This is a genomic window from Pseudooceanicola aestuarii, from assembly GCF_010614805.1.
GTDB classification, from domain to species: Bacteria; Pseudomonadota; Alphaproteobacteria; order Rhodobacterales; family Rhodobacteraceae; genus Pseudooceanicola; species Pseudooceanicola aestuarii.
This window is the reverse complement of the sequence record NZ_JAAFZC010000001.1, coordinates 752122-765073: the sequence shown is the minus strand read 5'-3', so window position 1 is coordinate 765073 and position 12952 is coordinate 752122. Positions and strand designations below refer to the sequence as shown.

Genomic DNA, 12952 nt, shown 5'->3' with positions numbered 1-12952 from the left:
GCGCCACAATGACCGTGTGGAACAGCAAAGTGCAAGCCACCCGGCGCGGTCGCGTGGTTGCATCCGCGCCCCGGCCCCCGCATTCTGCGGCGATGGACCATGACGATTTCGACCTGTTGCACTTTCTGCCTTACCTCCTGAACCAGGCGGCAGAAGCGGCCAGCCTGGATTTCCAGGCGATCTATCGCAGCCGCTATGGCATTCAGCGGGCGGAATGGCGCATCCTGTTTCACCTTGGCCTCTTTGGCCAGTTGACGGCGGCGGAGATCGGCCACCGCACCCGGATGCACAAGACCAAGGTCAGCCGCGCGGTGCAGCGGCTGGAAGACCGCGCCTACCTGTCGCGCGAACGCTCCCGCAGTGATCGCAGGCAGGAGGTTCTGCGCCTGACGGAGGCGGGCACGGAGGTCTATACCGACCTGCGGCGTACGGCGGCGGATTACGACGGCGCCCTGCGTGCCCGGTTCACCGAGGACGAGGCCCGTATCCTGATGGATGCGCTGGGCAAGCTGGCGGCGCTGGAGGGGCGGGAGGCGCCCTAGAACTTGACCCGGACGCCAGGCAGGTTCAGCGATTTCAACAGGTCGCGCAATTCCTGCCGGGCGGCGATGTTGGAGATGTTCAACTGCATCACGCCGATGTCGCGCAGGTCCAGCAAGGTCAGGCCGCGGGGGAACAGCTCTCGGAATATGACGCGTTCGTTGAAGCCGGGGGCGGCGCGAAAGCCGATGCGCTTGGCCAGGTTCTGGACCGCGGCTTCCATCTTCTTCTTGTTGACCATGTTCTGCGCGCCCAGCCGGTTGCGCATCACCACCCAGTCGATCGGTTTCAGCCCGGCCTGCGCCCGCAATTGCCGCGCGTTCCAGACCATTTCGGAATAGACCGACGGGCCCAGAATCTTGCCGTCGGAATCCGTGGTGGCCAGCAGGTCGAAATCCACGAAACTGTCGTTCAGCGGCGTGATCAGCGTGTCGGCCAGCGAATGCGCCACCTGGCTGAGCCGGGTGTGGGAGCCGGGGCAGTCGATCAGGATGAAATCCGATTGCGGCTCCAGCTCGGCGATGACGGCGGACAGGCGATGATCATACATGTTCTCGCCCGGTTTCAGCTGATCGGCTGAAACTTCGGGCAGTTCGCGATATTCCGGGCTGGGCAGGTCGACGCCCTGACGCTCCATGAAGGCGCGGCGATTGGCGACGTAGCGGCCCAGCGATTTCTGCCGCAGGTCCAGGTCCAGAGCCGACAGGCGATGCCCCATCCGTACCAGGGCGGTGGCCACGTGCATGGACACGGTGGATTTGCCTGCGCCGCCTTTTTCGTTGCCGACTACGATGATATGCGCCACGCCCCGTTCCCTTCTGTCCCTCGCGTCTGTCACGCTGTTGTGGCGGACGCTACATCTGGGGCCTGCGCAAGGGAAGCAAGGAACCGCGCATGGCCGGGGTTTTGTGGGCAAAGCGTTGCACGGCGGACCCGCGTGCCGCAGCGGAAAGGCCGACGCCGGGGCCACAAACGCGAAACGCCGCCCCAAGGAGGGCGGCGTTCTGTGTCTTCGTCCGGGTGGCTCGGATCAGAAGCCCAGGCCGGCGTACTTGTTCTTGAACTTGGAGACGCGGCCGCCGGCGTCCAGCAGGCGGGACGTCCCGCCGGTCCAGGCCGGGTGCACGGTGGGGTCGATGTCCAGCGACAGCTGATCGCCCTCCGCACCCCAGGTGGAGCGCATCTGCAACACGGTACCGTCGGTCATCTTGACGTCGATGATGTGGTAATCGGGATGGGTATCTTTTTTCATGTTGCGGATCCTTGAACCGGCTTCTTGCCGTCGGTTTTCGGCTTGTAGTTGGTGTCTTCCGCGATCCGGGCGGACTTGCCGCGGCGCGCGCGCAGGTAATACAGCTTGGCGCGGCGAACGCGGCCACGGCGCACGACCTCGATGCTGTCGATGTTGGTGGAGAACAGCGGGAACACCCGCTCCACACCCTCACCGAAGGAGATCTTGCGCACGGTGAAGGAGCCGGCAATGCCGTCGCCGTTCTTGCGGCTGATGCAGACGCCTTCGAAATTCTGGACACGGGTCCGGGTGCCTTCGGTCACCTTGAAACCGACACGCACCGTGTCACCCGGTTTGAAATCGGGAATGGTCTTCCCGAGGGAGGCGATCTGTTCCGCCTCCAGCTGAGCGATCAGATTCATCGCATTCTCCTTTGCCCGCGGTTTTGCCCGCGAAGTGTTGCCCGCCCCAGAGCTCCGGTCTTCATCGCGGTTCCGCCGTTGCGGCCCGCCGGAGATACGGTCGTGTTTCCTTGTGTGTCGCCGTTCCAAAGCCTTGCGCCTGCGGAAGAACGCGGGTGCGGCAACAGGACGACGGTCCGGTTGGCCGATTCCGGCCCCGGACGGGCGGGGTATAGGCGGGCGGGGTCAGGGAATCAAGGGGTTTGCGCCGGGCGCATGCACCGGTACGGCGTTTGGCAGCGCGGCCCCCGCAAGGCGCGTTGCGCGGCCCCGTCCAGCGCGGGGGTATCCTTCATCCCCGCCTTCTCCGTCATGCCCGGTGTCGCCGTGCGAAGGATCAGTCGGATCCCTCCGGGGTTCGGGCCTTCCAGGCGGCATACAGGTCCGGCCGGCGCTGGCGGGTGATCTCGATCGCGCGGTCACGGCGCCAACGGGCGATGTCGCCATGGTGGCCGGACATCAGAACATCCGGGATCGCGCGACCTTGCCATTCGGCGGGACGGGTGAATTGCGGATGTTCCAGCAAGCCGTCGGAGAAACTCTCCTCCTCCGTCGAGGCGGCATTGCCCAGCACGCCGGGCAGCAGCCGCACGGTGGCGTCGATCATCGCCTGCGCCGCGATGTCGCCGCCGGTCAGGACGAAATCCCCCAGGGAGACTTCGCGCACCGGGTAATGGTGCAGCACGCGTTCGTCCAGCCCCTCGAACCGGCCGCAGATCATGGTCACGCCATCGGCGCGGGCCAGGTCGCGGGCCATCGTCTGGGTAAAGGGCGCCCCGCGCGGCGACAGGTACAGCAGCGGCGCATTGCCCCGGCTGGCCGCCAGCGCCGTGTCGATGGCGGAGGCCATGACATCGGCGCGCAGCACCATTCCCGCACCACCGCCGGCCGGTGTGTCATCGACGTTCCGATGCTTGCCCACGCCATGGTCACGCAGGTCGATGGTGGAGAGCTGCCACAGCCCGTCCCGCAACGCGCGGCCCGTCAGGCTTTCGCCCAGGATGCCGGGGAAGGCCTGCGGGACCAATGTGATCACCTGCGCGGTCCAGACCCCGGCGAGGCGCTCGCCCTCGGTCATCAGGTCGCGCGGTTTCAGCGATGCCGCGATGCTTTTGCGGCCATGGGATTTCATCTGTGTCATCCGAGAGGCCTTAGCCCTTTCGCACCTGCGCGATCAATGCCTCCTTGCGGCTGCGCATCTCGTCGCGGGGCAGATCGGATCGGTTGAGGGCCATCAGCCGGTCCAGGACCTCGGCCGGCATCGCGGTGTTGTGCGGCGGCAGGGGGGACAGGCGGGCGCGCAGGCGGGGGCCGATCTCGGCGATGTCCAGCAGCGGGTCCAGCGGGCCCAGCGGACTTTCGGCCGTCGCCTCCAGCGGGGCGGAAAGGATGCGCGCGGAGGTATCGGACAGCGCCTCCGCCACCGCGTCGACGCAATCCAGCAAATCGGCGGCGGGGCGTTGCCAGGCGGTGTAATCCGCCAGCGATTGCGTCATCCGGGTGGCGCGGACATGCTGGGCGTGGCAACTGCGCATCCATGCGTCAGGCGCGCGGGTGGAGAAGTAGACCACCGTTTCCGGTACGGTGCCCCATGCGGCGGTCGCGGCCTCCAGCAGACTGCGCATCAGCATCGGCGCGGCGGGGTAGCCCAGCCGGTTCTGGCGGCCGGGAATATGCCCGGAAAGATCCTCGGACGACAGCAGGATGGTGCGTGGATCGTCGCCGGCAAGCGTGCCGAACAGGCGCGCGGCCTCGTATTGAACCAGCGCGCGTTCCAGATCCTGCGGGCGGGCGGCGTAGGCGCGGGTCGCCGCGACCAACTCGGCCATGTCGGATTTCAGCAGTACCCGCAGCGCCCGCGACAGCGGGCGGCGGTTGGCGCGCAGCATCTGCTGGACCGAGGACGTGCCCGTCTTGTGAAACCCCGCATGGACGATCAGACGCGGGGCCATTGTCAGAACAGGCCTTCGGGCGGGTCGGCGACGATGCGGGCGCCGTCCAGATCGACCGTCGGCACCGCCTCACGGGTGAAGGGCAACAGCACCGTGGCGCTGCCGCCGGGTTGCTGGATTTCCAGGATGTCGCCGGCGCCGTGGTCCAGCACCGCCTTGACCCGACCCAGCAAGGTGCCGCCGGTGTCATGCACCGACAGGCCGATCAGGTCGGCGTGGTAGAATTCGTCGTCGGGCAGGGTGGGCAGCCGGTCGCGGGGGGCGAACAGGCGCAGCCCCTTGGCGGCGTCGGCCTCTTCCTTGGTGGAGATGGTGGTGACGCGCGCCGCCAGCCCGTTCTTGATCGGGCGGGTCAGGGTGACGATGTAGCTGCCGCTGCCGTCTTCGGCGCAGAGCGGGTTGTAATCGGCAATCGCCGTGGGATCGGCACAGAAGCTTTTCAGCCGCACTTCGCCTTGCACACCGTAGGATCCCGCCAGGGCACCTACGCAGATCAGTTCCGTTTCTTTCATTGTCTCAGCCGCTTCCGCCATCGGAGCAGACGATATCGGCCAACAGATCGGCCTGTTTGGCGCACCGCTCCGCTTGTTTCTGTTTTTCATAGACCACACCGGCTGCGAAGCAGAAGGTCAAGAGGATGAGGGTTCGGATCGGTCGAAAGATCATGGGTCCGGGTATCTGGGCGGTTCGTGGCATGTTTCCCCGCCAAAGGTGGTCCGGTCATGGCGGGGGCGCGGCGGGAAAGGGGTTTGGTCGTGAAATGCAGAAGGCCCGGCGGGGGGCCGGGCCTTCGCAAACGTGCAGGAGGGCGGGATTACTCCGCCGCGGCTTCTTCGCCGGCTGCCGAGGCTTCCGCGGCGGCCTTGGCCTTCTCGGCGCGGGCGTCGGCGCGATCCTGGGCGGCTTTGCCCGGCTTCGCCTTCTTGGGGTTGTTGCGCTCTTTCTTGTCGACGACGCCGGCGGCTTCAAGGAAGCGGGACACGCGGTCGGTCGGCTGGGCACCCTGGGAGATCCAGTACTGGATCCGCTCCACGTCCATTTTCACCCGCTCTTCGCTGTCCTTGGGCAGCAGCGGGTTGTAGGTGCCCAGCTTCTCGATGAAGCGGCCATCGCGGGGCATCCGCGAATCGGTGGCGACGATGCGGTAGAAGGGGCGTTTCTTGGACCCGCCACGGGCGAGCCGGATTTTCATGGCCATTGGGATTCTCCTTTGAATGGCGGTGGGACCGGCGGGCCGGTCTTACGATTGGTGTTGGCGGTGGTGCCGTATGACTTCCTGGATGATGAAATTCAGGAATTTCTTGGCGAACTCAGGGTCCAGATCGGCCTGGGTCGCAAGTTCTTCGAGGCGCGCTATCTGCGTCGCCTCCCGCGCAGGGTCGGAGGCGGGCAGGTCATGTTCCGCCTTCAGTTTGCCGACGGCCTGCGTGTGCTGGAACCGTTCGCCCAGCGTGTAGACCAGAATGGCGTCCAGCCGGTCGATGCTGGCACGGTGACCTTTCAGCAACTCTGCGGCGCGGGCGGTATCGTCTGTCATTCTGTCTCTCCTCTCCGGGCGTCGGGGCGGGTGTCTGCGGGGCCGTCCGCGGTGTCGCGCGGATCGGGGTGGCGGTAGATCAGACAGGGATCGCCCAGCAGCGTGGTTTCGCGTTCCACCACCGCGCCCATCCGTTCGGCCAGGGCGCGGGAGCGGGTGTTGTCAGGGTGGATCTGCGAGATCAGGCGCGGCAGTCCGAAATGTTCGGCCGCATGAAGACGCGCGGCCAGCGCCGCCTCGTGGGCGATGCCGCGCCCCTCCGCGCCGGTGAAGACGTGCCAGCCCAGTTCGGCCTCCGGCCACATGACGTGGTGGATCATGCCGACCCGGCCCAGGGCCTTGTCGGTTGTCTTGTCCGCCACGGTCCAAAGGCCATAGCCGCGCCACATCCAGTGGCCGACCACGGAAAGATAGGCGCGCCAGATGTCGAATTCCTCGGTGGCGGGGCCGCCCAGGTGGCGGGTCCGATCGGGATCGCGCATGAAGTCGCCGACCGCGTCGTAATCGCCGGCGCGGGGCGCGCGCAGGATCAGGCGCTCCGTCTTGATCACGGGAATCGGCAGCTCAAGGGCGGGCGGAGCCAGGGCAGTCATTGCGCGGCCTCCCCTGACCCGGGTGCCGGGTGGCGCCAGATGTGCAGATGGCCCAGCGTCGGATGCGTGATCTCGCCGTCCATTGCGGCGCCCATGCGGGCGGCCACGGCGGCAGAGGCGTCATTGCCCGGCGCGACCAGGCTGATCAGCGTCGGCAGGCCCACGGTGGCAAAGGCGTAGTCGCGGGCGGCGATCGCGGCCTCTGTCGCGTAGCCCCGGCCGGTGTGGCCGTCGAACAGATCCCACCCGACTTCGGGTTCCGGCCAGCCGACGGGGTTCCACAGCCCGACCATGCCGGCGGTTTCGCCGGTGTCCGTCACCTCGACCATCCAGCGGCCATAGCCGCGCAGGGTCCAATGTCCGATCTCGGTGCCCAGCTGGCGCCAGGCGCCGTCGGCATCCTTCGGCCCGCCGACAAAGGCTGAGCGGTCGGAGGCGTAGAACGCCGCCACGGCAGCGACATCCTGCGGACCGGGTGCGCGCAGGGTAAGGCGTGGGGTGGTCACGGTGGGGATGGTCACGGTGGTGACAGGTGCGGAAGCGGTTGCGGCGGTTGCGGTCATGCGAACCCCTCCATCAACTTGCGGCCGGTGGCGGTGCGGGCGACGTGGCGCCAGATCCGCAGTTCTCCGGTCAACCGGTGGTGAAACATCCCCTCAGACCGGGCGCCCAGCCGTTCGACCAGCGCCAGCGACCGCGCATTGCCCGGCGCGATCATCGAAATGCAGGAGGACCAGCCCTTTTCGAGGAACAGCCAATCCAGAACGGCGCGCGCCGCCTCGGTCGCGATGCCGCGCCCCTCGGCCCCGTCCAGCAATTGCCAGGACAGTTCCGGCTCGGGCCAGCCATGCGGGAACCAGGGGCCGACCAGTCCGAAATGCTCCCCGCTGCGACGGTCGACCACGGCGAAATGTCCGTAGCCGCGCAGATGCCAATGGCCGATGGTGGTCGCCACGGACCACCAGGCGGATTCCGGGTCGGGCGGCAGGTCGACAAAGTCGCGGGTGCCCGGCGCCAGGTAGGCCGCCATGGCGTCGAAATCGGGTGCGGCCGGACACAGCAGGCGCAGCCGTTCCGTTTCCAGAACAGGATACAGCGGATCGGGCGCGATCATGCGCACACCGCCTGCCACGGGCCCAGGGGCCGGGTATCCGCGCTGCACCACATCGTCATTTCTTCTTGCCGAACCCCGACAGGCCGGGGGGCAGGCCACCGGCACCGCCCAAGCCACCCAGACCACCGGGCATCTTGCCGCCCATCTGGCGGGCCGCCTGTTCCAGCGCCTTGGGATCCATCTGCGACGGGTCCATGCCGCCGGGCATGCCGCCGCCCTTGCCCATCATGCCGCGCATCGCCTGTTTGAGCGCACCGCCTTTGCCCATCTTGCCCATCTTCTTCATCATGTCGGCCATCTGCCGGTGCATCTTCAGAAGCTTGTTCAGGTCGGAGACTTCCATCCCCGCACCCGCCGCAATCCGTTTCTTGCGGCTGGCCTGAAGCAATTGCGGCTGGGCGCGCTCGCGTTTGGTCATCGACTGGATCAGCGCGATCTGGCGTTTCAGCGCGCGGTCGTCGAACCCGGCATCCTGCGCCTGCTTGGCCATCTTGCCCATGCCGGGCATCATGGACATCATGCTTTCCATGCCGCCCATCTTCTGCATCTGGTCCAGCTGCATCTTCAGGTCGTTCATGTTGAACTGACCCTTCTGGAACCGCTTCATCATGCGTTCGGCCTGTTCGGCCTCCAGCGTTTCCTGCGCCTTTTCCACCAGGGCGACGATATCGCCCATGCCCAGGATGCGGCCCGCGATGCGTTCGGGTTCGAACGTCTCGATGGCGTCCATCTTCTCGCCCAGCCCGACAAAGCGGATGGGCTTGCCGGTGACGGCCCGCATGGACAGGGCCGCGCCGCCGCGGCCGTCGCCGTCCATCCGCGTCAGCACGACACCTGAGACGCCGATCTTGTCGTCGAATTCCTCGGCCACCTCGACGGCGACCTGGCCGGTCAGGCCATCGACGACCAGCAGCGTCTCACGCGGGTTCACCACATCGCGCACGTCGGCGGCCTGCTGGATCAGCTCGGCGTCGATATGCAGCCGGCCGGCGGTGTCCAGCATATAGACGTCATAACCGCCCAGAGACGCCTGCGTCTTGGCCCGCCGGGCAATCGCCACGGGATCCTCGCCCTTGACGATGGGCAGGGTATCGACCCCGATCTGCGCGCCGAGGATCTGCAACTGCTCCATCGCCGCGGGGCGGTTCACATCGAGAGAGGCCATGAGGACACGCTTGCCCTCCTTCTCCTTCAGACGCTTGGCCAGCTTGGCGGTGGTGGTCGTCTTGCCCGACCCTTGCAGGCCGACCATCAGGATCGGCGCGGGCGGGCTGTCGATCTTCAGCTTGCCGGGGTCTTCGTCGCCGGTCAGGACGTGGACCAGTTCGTCATGGACGATCTTCACGACCTGCTGGCCGGGAGTGACGGATTTCGTCACCGACTGGCCGGTTGCCTTGGCCTGCACCGCCTTGACGAAATCGCGCGCCACCGGCAGGGACACGTCGGCCTCCAGCAGGGCAACGCGGACCTCCCGCAGGGCGGTCTTGACGTCGTCTTCGTTCAGGGCGCCCTGTTTTGTCAGCCGGTCAAAGACACCGGAGAGGCGTTCGGAAAGATTTTCAAACATGCCCCGGCCCTCCTTCGGCCATCAACGGTTGGGTCTGGTCCCATGTAGGCAGGACCGGCGGAAAGCGCAAAGTCGGGGCGGCACAAAGGCCAAGCGCACCAGTGGGCGCAACGCGCTGACTGGTGGCGATCCCCGCCAATGGCGATGGGACCGGAATCACGTGAGACTCCGGGATATGCGCCGGCGTTTAGGCGTCAGGCCTGGGGGAGTCAAGTCATGACACAGAAACCTGCACCCCAAACCCTTGTTTCATCAGGGCAGGGCCGCATATTGGGCGGACATCGTGAAAAGACGTGAACGACAACGGGGCAGGCGGCATGGACAATTGGGATGAGATCAGGACGGCCTTCCAGGTCGCGCGGCTGGGCACCGTTTCCGGTGCGGCCGAGGTTCTGGGGGTCCATCATGCGACCGTCATCCGTCATATCGATGCCCTCGAAGGCCGGCTGGGGGTCAAGCTGTTTCAGCGCCACACCCGCGGCTACACCCCCACGGAGGCCGGGCAGGACCTGCTGCGCGTGGCCCAGGCCACGGATGAACAGTTCAGCCAGTTGTCCGGCCGGATCAAGGGGCTGGGCAACGGCGTCGCGGGGGAGCTGGTGGTGACCACCCTTGACGGGCTGAGCCACCTGCTGGTGCCCATCCTCGCGCGGTTCCAGCAGGATTATCCCGAGGTCATCCTGCGCTACATGACCTCCACCCGGCTGTTCCGCCTGGAATATGGCGAGGCGCATGTGGCCATCCGCGCCGGCAGTCCGCCGCAACAGCCCGACAACGTGGTGCAGCCCTTCCTGCGGGTCGGCTTCGCGATCTACGGTAGCCGGGAGTATATCGAGCGTCACGGAATGCCCGATTTCGACGGATCTCTGGACGGGCACACATTTGTCGGGGCTGACGATCCGGCGACCCGGCGGCCCTATTCGCGGTGGATGCGCGAACGCATACCCGAACGCCAGGTGGTGTTCCGCTCCGACAACGATCGCGCCACGCGGCAGGCGATCCTGTCGGGCACCGGCCTCGGCTTTCTGGGGGAGCTGGACAATCAGGAACATCCCGGACTGGTCCGGGTGCATCCCTCGCTGGAGGAATGGAGCAGCCGATTGTGGCTGGTCACCCATATGGACCTGCACCGCACCGCCAAGGTCCAGACCTTCCTGCGCTATCTCAAGGACAACGCCGACACCGCCCGCGATGCCCGGCTGGAGCTGTAGTCCCGACCGCCCGCCCGTCGCGCCTGCCGGTGGCGGGCAGGGCGCGCCTCATTCCTGGGCGTCGGGCAGGTGATCCTCCGCCAGCAGGAACCGTTCAAAGGCGTCCAGGTTCACCGGCTCGTACTGGCCGAACCCCTGCATCCAGACCGAAGCCCCGCGCAGGGCGTCCGGCTCCAGCTTGCACCATTTGACGCGGCCGCGCTTCTCCTGCGTGATAAGGCCGGCGCGGGCCAGGATCAGCAGGTGCTTGGATATCGCGGCCAACGACATGTCGAACGGGTCCGCCACGTCGCTGACGGCCATATCGTCTTCCAGCAACATGCGCAGGATGGCCCGCCGGGTCGGATCGCCCAGGGCATGGAATACGATGTCTAGCGCGGCGTCGGACATGGCCCGGAGTTAGGCGCAGCCCCCTGCGACAGTCAACCGCTGGGTTGAACGTGACAGCCTGTACGATGATGCTCAACCGTGGGGTTGAGAATGCCTGGGAAGGGTCAGAGCGGGTCTGATTGCGCTTGGCGGCGCGCGCCCATTTTGAAAAACTACGTAAATACAGTAGGTTAAAGTGTCGAGCAGCGTGCTTGACTCGGGCCGCGCCGCGCCGTAGCTACATCGCGAAAGTTGCGGGGGTGTCCCAGGGAGATGAGCGAACCGGACCACAGGCACAAACTGGCGGATCTGGATGCGCGTATCGCGGCGGCCAAGGGGGCGCCGGACTCGGAAAAGACGCTTGCGCAGGGCTATTCCTCGGCCGAAGTCGGCTGGCGCATGGTGACGGAACTGGTGGCCGGTCTCGGGATCGGTCTGGGGGTTGGCTACGGGCTGGACGTTCTGTTGGGAACGCTGCCCATCATGCTGGTCCTCTTTACGGGATTGGGGTTCGTGGCAGGCATTCGCGTGATGATGCGGTCGGCCAGGGACTATCAGGACAGGCTCGCCGGTGCGCAGGACGCCCCGGCCGAAGACGAGAAGAGGGACTGACATGGCGACGGAAGCTGCCACTCACGGCGACGAAGGCGGGCTGGTCTTTCACCCGATGGATCAGTTCATCGTCAAGCCGCTGTTCGGCGATGCCGGCGACCCGGTGCATTGGTACACGATCACCAACGTGACGTTGTGGATGGCGGTTGCCGTCCTGGCGATCTTTGCCCTGATGGTGCTGGGCACCTCGGGCCGGGCGCGGGTGCCCAACAAGGTCCAGTCGATCGCCGAGATGGCCTATGGCTTCATCTACAAGATGGTGGAGGACGTGGCAGGCAAGGATGCGCTCAGCTTCTTCCCCTATATCTTCACGCTGTTCATGTTCATCGTCTTCGCCAACTTCCTGGGCCTGATCCCGATGAGCTTTACCACAACGTCGCATTTCGCGGTGTCCATCGTCCTGGCGCTGGCCGTGTTCCTGACCGTGACGATCGTGGGTTTCGCCAAGAACGGTGCCAAGTTCCTGGGCCTGTTCTGGGTCACTTCCGCACCGCTGGCCCTGCGCCCCGTCCTGGCCGTGATCGAGCTGATTTCCTACTTCGTGCGCCCGGTCAGCCACTCCATTCGTCTGGCGGGCAACCTCATGGCCGGCCACGCGGTGATCAAGGTGTTCGCCGGCTTCGCCGCGCTGGCTGTCGTGTCGCCGATCTCTATCCTGGCGATCACCGCCATGTACGGGCTGGAGATCCTGGTGGCCTTCATTCAGGCCTACGTCTTTACCATTCTGACCTGCGTGTATCTGAAAGATGCATTGCACCCGTCCCACTGACGACTGACTGGCGCGGCCGACCCGGTGTCGGCCCGTCCGCAGCACGACTCGAATACAGTAACTTCCAATCGTAAGGAGATAGGATCATGGAAGGTCAACTCGCACATATCGGCGCAGGCATTGCAGGTCTGGGCACTGGTCTCGCCGCACTTGGTGTGGGCAACGTCGCCGCAAACTTCCTGGCCGGCGCCCTGCGCAACCCCTCTGCCGCTGCTTCGCAGACCGCAACCCTCTTCATCGGCATCGCCTTCGCCGAAGCACTGGGCATCTTCTCGTTCCTGATCGCCCTGCTGCTGATGTTCGCCGTCTGATCTGACCGGCTGATCCTTACGCGCGGGTGGGCCGGGTCCGGTCCACCCGTGGTATGTCCCCGGTGATCGGGGGAATGCCGACGCCAGCCCCGGGTTGCCGGGGTTCCGACTTCCCAGACGGAGTAACCTGAGACATGGCTACACAAACGACTGAAGCCACGGGCCACGCTGCCGACGCCGCAGCCTCCGCTCCGGGCATGCCGCAGCTCGATTTCTCGACCTGGGGCAACCAGATTTTCTGGCTGATCGTCACGCTCGTCGTGATCTACTTCATCCTGTCGCGCGTGGCCCTTCCGCGTGTCGCATCGGTCCTGTCGGACCGCGCCGGGGCGATCACCAACGATATCGCCGCCGCCGAGGAGCTGAAGCAGAAGGCCGTCGAGGCAGAGGCCGCCTATGACCAGGCGCTGGCCGATGCCCGTGTCGAGGCCGGGCGCATCGTCGCCGAAGCCCGCGCCGAAATCCAGGCAGAGCTGGACGCCGCCACCGCCAAGGCCGACGCCGAGATCGCCGCCCGCACCGCCGAAGGCGAGAAGGCGATTGCCGATATCCGTGCCAATGCCGCCCGCAGCGCCGAAGAGGTCGCCCGCGAGACCGCCGCCGCCGTGATCACGGCGCTTGGCTTCTCTGCGGAGCAGGCCACCGTCGACGCCGCCGTCGATGCCAAGCTGAAAGGATGAGAGCG

General features: G+C 66.2%; 19 protein-coding genes. 6 read left to right on the top strand and 13 right to left on the bottom strand.

Annotated elements, in window-relative coordinates:
- Positions 1 to 92 precede the first annotated feature (92 nt).
- On the top strand, positions 93 to 542 hold the full coding sequence (locus tag G5A46_RS03565) for a MarR family winged helix-turn-helix transcriptional regulator (protein ID WP_163847377.1): 450 nt from the start codon (positions 93 to 95) through the stop codon (positions 540 to 542).
- On the opposite strand, the gene G5A46_RS03560 is transcribed toward G5A46_RS03565, so the two are convergent.
- The 12 genes from G5A46_RS03560 to ffh form a co-directional block, all read right to left on the bottom strand.
- Positions 539 to 1345 (bottom strand): division plane positioning ATPase MipZ, encoded by an 807-nt coding sequence (locus tag G5A46_RS03560; protein ID WP_163847376.1) that lies wholly within the window; start codon positions 1343 to 1345, stop codon positions 539 to 541. The two genes, G5A46_RS03565 and G5A46_RS03560, sit on opposite strands and share 4 nt — an antisense overlap.
- Before the next feature lie 225 nt (positions 1346 to 1570).
- Positions 1571 to 1792, bottom strand: a complete 222-nt coding sequence (rpmE, locus tag G5A46_RS03555; protein ID WP_163847374.1) for a 50S ribosomal protein L31 — start codon at positions 1790 to 1792, stop codon at positions 1571 to 1573.
- Positions 1789 to 2193 carry a 50S ribosomal protein L19 gene (gene rplS / locus G5A46_RS03550; protein WP_163847372.1) on the bottom strand — a complete coding sequence of 135 codons (405 nt, stop codon included), beginning with the start codon at positions 2191 to 2193 and terminating at the stop codon, positions 1789 to 1791. Before rplS ends, rpmE begins: the two co-directional genes overlap by 4 nt.
- A 376-nt stretch (positions 2194 to 2569) precedes the next feature.
- Positions 2570 to 3373: a tRNA (guanosine(37)-N1)-methyltransferase TrmD gene (gene trmD, locus G5A46_RS03545; protein ID WP_163847370.1), complete on the bottom strand. Its 804-nt coding sequence runs from the start codon at positions 3371 to 3373 to the stop codon at positions 2570 to 2572.
- Between the two features lie 10 nt (positions 3374 to 3383).
- On the bottom strand, positions 3384 to 4184 hold the full coding sequence (locus G5A46_RS03540; RefSeq protein WP_163847368.1) for a sulfotransferase: 801 nt from the start codon (positions 4182 to 4184) through the stop codon (positions 3384 to 3386).
- A 2-nt stretch (positions 4185 to 4186) separates the two neighbouring features.
- On the bottom strand, positions 4187 to 4696 hold the full coding sequence (gene rimM, locus G5A46_RS03535; protein ID WP_163847367.1) for a ribosome maturation factor RimM: 510 nt from the start codon (positions 4694 to 4696) through the stop codon (positions 4187 to 4189).
- 302 nt (positions 4697 to 4998) lie between these two features.
- A complete protein-coding gene (gene rpsP / locus G5A46_RS03530; RefSeq protein ID WP_163847365.1) occupies positions 4999 to 5382 on the bottom strand; it encodes a 30S ribosomal protein S16 in 384 nt (127 codons plus the stop codon).
- A gap of 42 nt (positions 5383 to 5424) precedes the next feature.
- Positions 5425 to 5721, bottom strand: coding sequence for a chorismate mutase (locus G5A46_RS03525; protein WP_163847363.1), 297 nt, complete (start codon positions 5719 to 5721; stop codon positions 5425 to 5427).
- Positions 5718 to 6314, bottom strand: coding sequence for a GNAT family N-acetyltransferase (locus G5A46_RS03520; RefSeq protein ID WP_163847362.1), 597 nt, complete (start codon positions 6312 to 6314; stop codon positions 5718 to 5720). The genes G5A46_RS03525 and G5A46_RS03520 overlap by 4 nt, the downstream gene beginning before the upstream one ends.
- On the bottom strand, positions 6311 to 6877 hold the full coding sequence (locus G5A46_RS03515) for a GNAT family N-acetyltransferase (protein WP_163847361.1): 567 nt from the start codon (positions 6875 to 6877) through the stop codon (positions 6311 to 6313). The genes G5A46_RS03520 and G5A46_RS03515 overlap by 4 nt, the downstream gene beginning before the upstream one ends.
- On the bottom strand, positions 6874 to 7428 hold the full coding sequence (locus tag G5A46_RS03510) for a GNAT family N-acetyltransferase (RefSeq protein WP_163847360.1): 555 nt from the start codon (positions 7426 to 7428) through the stop codon (positions 6874 to 6876). Before G5A46_RS03510 ends, G5A46_RS03515 begins: the two co-directional genes overlap by 4 nt.
- A 55-nt stretch (positions 7429 to 7483) precedes the next feature.
- Positions 7484 to 8995 (bottom strand): signal recognition particle protein, encoded by a 1512-nt coding sequence (ffh, locus tag G5A46_RS03505; RefSeq protein WP_163847359.1) that lies wholly within the window; start codon positions 8993 to 8995, stop codon positions 7484 to 7486.
- Between the two features lie 317 nt (positions 8996 to 9312).
- Between ffh and G5A46_RS03500 the strand changes: the two genes are divergently transcribed.
- Complete coding sequence (locus G5A46_RS03500; RefSeq protein WP_163847358.1) at positions 9313 to 10206, top strand: LysR family transcriptional regulator; 894 nt, start codon at positions 9313 to 9315, stop codon at positions 10204 to 10206.
- 48 nt (positions 10207 to 10254) lie between these two features.
- Here the strand turns inward: G5A46_RS03500 and G5A46_RS03495 are convergent, their stop codons facing one another.
- A complete protein-coding gene (locus G5A46_RS03495) occupies positions 10255 to 10596 on the bottom strand; it encodes an ArsR/SmtB family transcription factor (RefSeq protein WP_163847357.1) in 342 nt (113 codons plus the stop codon).
- Between the two features lie 252 nt (positions 10597 to 10848).
- Here G5A46_RS03495 and G5A46_RS03490 point away from each other — a divergent pair, with 252 nt between their 5' ends.
- From G5A46_RS03490 to G5A46_RS03475, 4 genes are all read left to right on the top strand, one after another.
- Positions 10849 to 11187 carry an AtpZ/AtpI family protein gene (locus G5A46_RS03490; RefSeq protein WP_163847356.1) on the top strand — a complete coding sequence of 113 codons (339 nt, stop codon included), beginning with the start codon at positions 10849 to 10851 and terminating at the stop codon, positions 11185 to 11187.
- A 1-nt stretch (position 11188) separates the two neighbouring features.
- The gene (locus G5A46_RS03485; RefSeq protein ID WP_163847355.1) at positions 11189 to 11956 is read left to right on the top strand and encodes a F0F1 ATP synthase subunit A; all 768 of its coding nucleotides are present in this window, start codon (positions 11189 to 11191) and stop codon (positions 11954 to 11956) included.
- Between the two features lie 86 nt (positions 11957 to 12042).
- Complete coding sequence (locus tag G5A46_RS03480) at positions 12043 to 12267, top strand: F0F1 ATP synthase subunit C (protein WP_163847354.1); 225 nt, start codon at positions 12043 to 12045, stop codon at positions 12265 to 12267.
- A gap of 134 nt (positions 12268 to 12401) precedes the next feature.
- On the top strand, positions 12402 to 12947 hold the full coding sequence (locus tag G5A46_RS03475; protein WP_163847353.1) for a F0F1 ATP synthase subunit B': 546 nt from the start codon (positions 12402 to 12404) through the stop codon (positions 12945 to 12947).
- Positions 12948 to 12952: the final 5 nt, after the last annotated feature.

What these genes read in the sequence shown, in the direction of transcription:
- rpsP (WP_163847365.1), bottom strand. Translation starts at nt 5,382, where the DNA reads ATGGCCATGAAAATCCGGCTCGCCCGTGGCGGGTCCAAGAAACGCCCC.
- G5A46_RS03495 (WP_163847357.1), bottom strand. Translation starts at nt 10,596, where the DNA reads ATGTCCGACGCCGCGCTAGACATCGTATTCCATGCCCTGGGCGATCCG.
- G5A46_RS03520 (WP_163847362.1), bottom strand. Translation starts at nt 6,314, where the DNA reads ATGACTGCCCTGGCTCCGCCCGCCCTTGAGCTGCCGATTCCCGTGATC.
- rplS (WP_163847372.1), bottom strand. Translation starts at nt 2,193, where the DNA reads ATGAATCTGATCGCTCAGCTGGAGGCGGAACAGATCGCCTCCCTCGGG.
- rimM (WP_163847367.1), bottom strand. Translation starts at nt 4,696, where the DNA reads ATGAAAGAAACGGAACTGATCTGCGTAGGTGCCCTGGCGGGATCCTAC.
- G5A46_RS03510 (WP_163847360.1), bottom strand. Translation starts at nt 7,428, where the DNA reads ATGATCGCGCCCGATCCGCTGTATCCTGTTCTGGAAACGGAACGGCTG.
- ffh (WP_163847359.1), bottom strand. Translation starts at nt 8,995, where the DNA reads ATGTTTGAAAATCTTTCCGAACGCCTCTCCGGTGTCTTTGACCGGCTG.
- G5A46_RS03525 (WP_163847363.1), bottom strand. Translation starts at nt 5,721, where the DNA reads ATGACAGACGATACCGCCCGCGCCGCAGAGTTGCTGAAAGGTCACCGT.
- G5A46_RS03480 (WP_163847354.1), top strand. Translation starts at nt 12,043, where the DNA reads ATGGAAGGTCAACTCGCACATATCGGCGCAGGCATTGCAGGTCTGGGC.
- trmD (WP_163847370.1), bottom strand. Translation starts at nt 3,373, where the DNA reads ATGACACAGATGAAATCCCATGGCCGCAAAAGCATCGCGGCATCGCTG.
- G5A46_RS03475 (WP_163847353.1), top strand. Translation starts at nt 12,402, where the DNA reads ATGGCTACACAAACGACTGAAGCCACGGGCCACGCTGCCGACGCCGCA.
- G5A46_RS03540 (WP_163847368.1), bottom strand. Translation starts at nt 4,184, where the DNA reads ATGGCCCCGCGTCTGATCGTCCATGCGGGGTTTCACAAGACGGGCACG.
- G5A46_RS03500 (WP_163847358.1), top strand. Translation starts at nt 9,313, where the DNA reads ATGGACAATTGGGATGAGATCAGGACGGCCTTCCAGGTCGCGCGGCTG.
- G5A46_RS03515 (WP_163847361.1), bottom strand. Translation starts at nt 6,877, where the DNA reads ATGACCGCAACCGCCGCAACCGCTTCCGCACCTGTCACCACCGTGACC.
- G5A46_RS03485 (WP_163847355.1), top strand. Translation starts at nt 11,189, where the DNA reads ATGGCGACGGAAGCTGCCACTCACGGCGACGAAGGCGGGCTGGTCTTT.
- rpmE (WP_163847374.1), bottom strand. Translation starts at nt 1,792, where the DNA reads ATGAAAAAAGATACCCATCCCGATTACCACATCATCGACGTCAAGATG.
- G5A46_RS03490 (WP_163847356.1), top strand. Translation starts at nt 10,849, where the DNA reads ATGAGCGAACCGGACCACAGGCACAAACTGGCGGATCTGGATGCGCGT.
- G5A46_RS03565 (WP_163847377.1), top strand. Translation starts at nt 93, where the DNA reads ATGGACCATGACGATTTCGACCTGTTGCACTTTCTGCCTTACCTCCTG.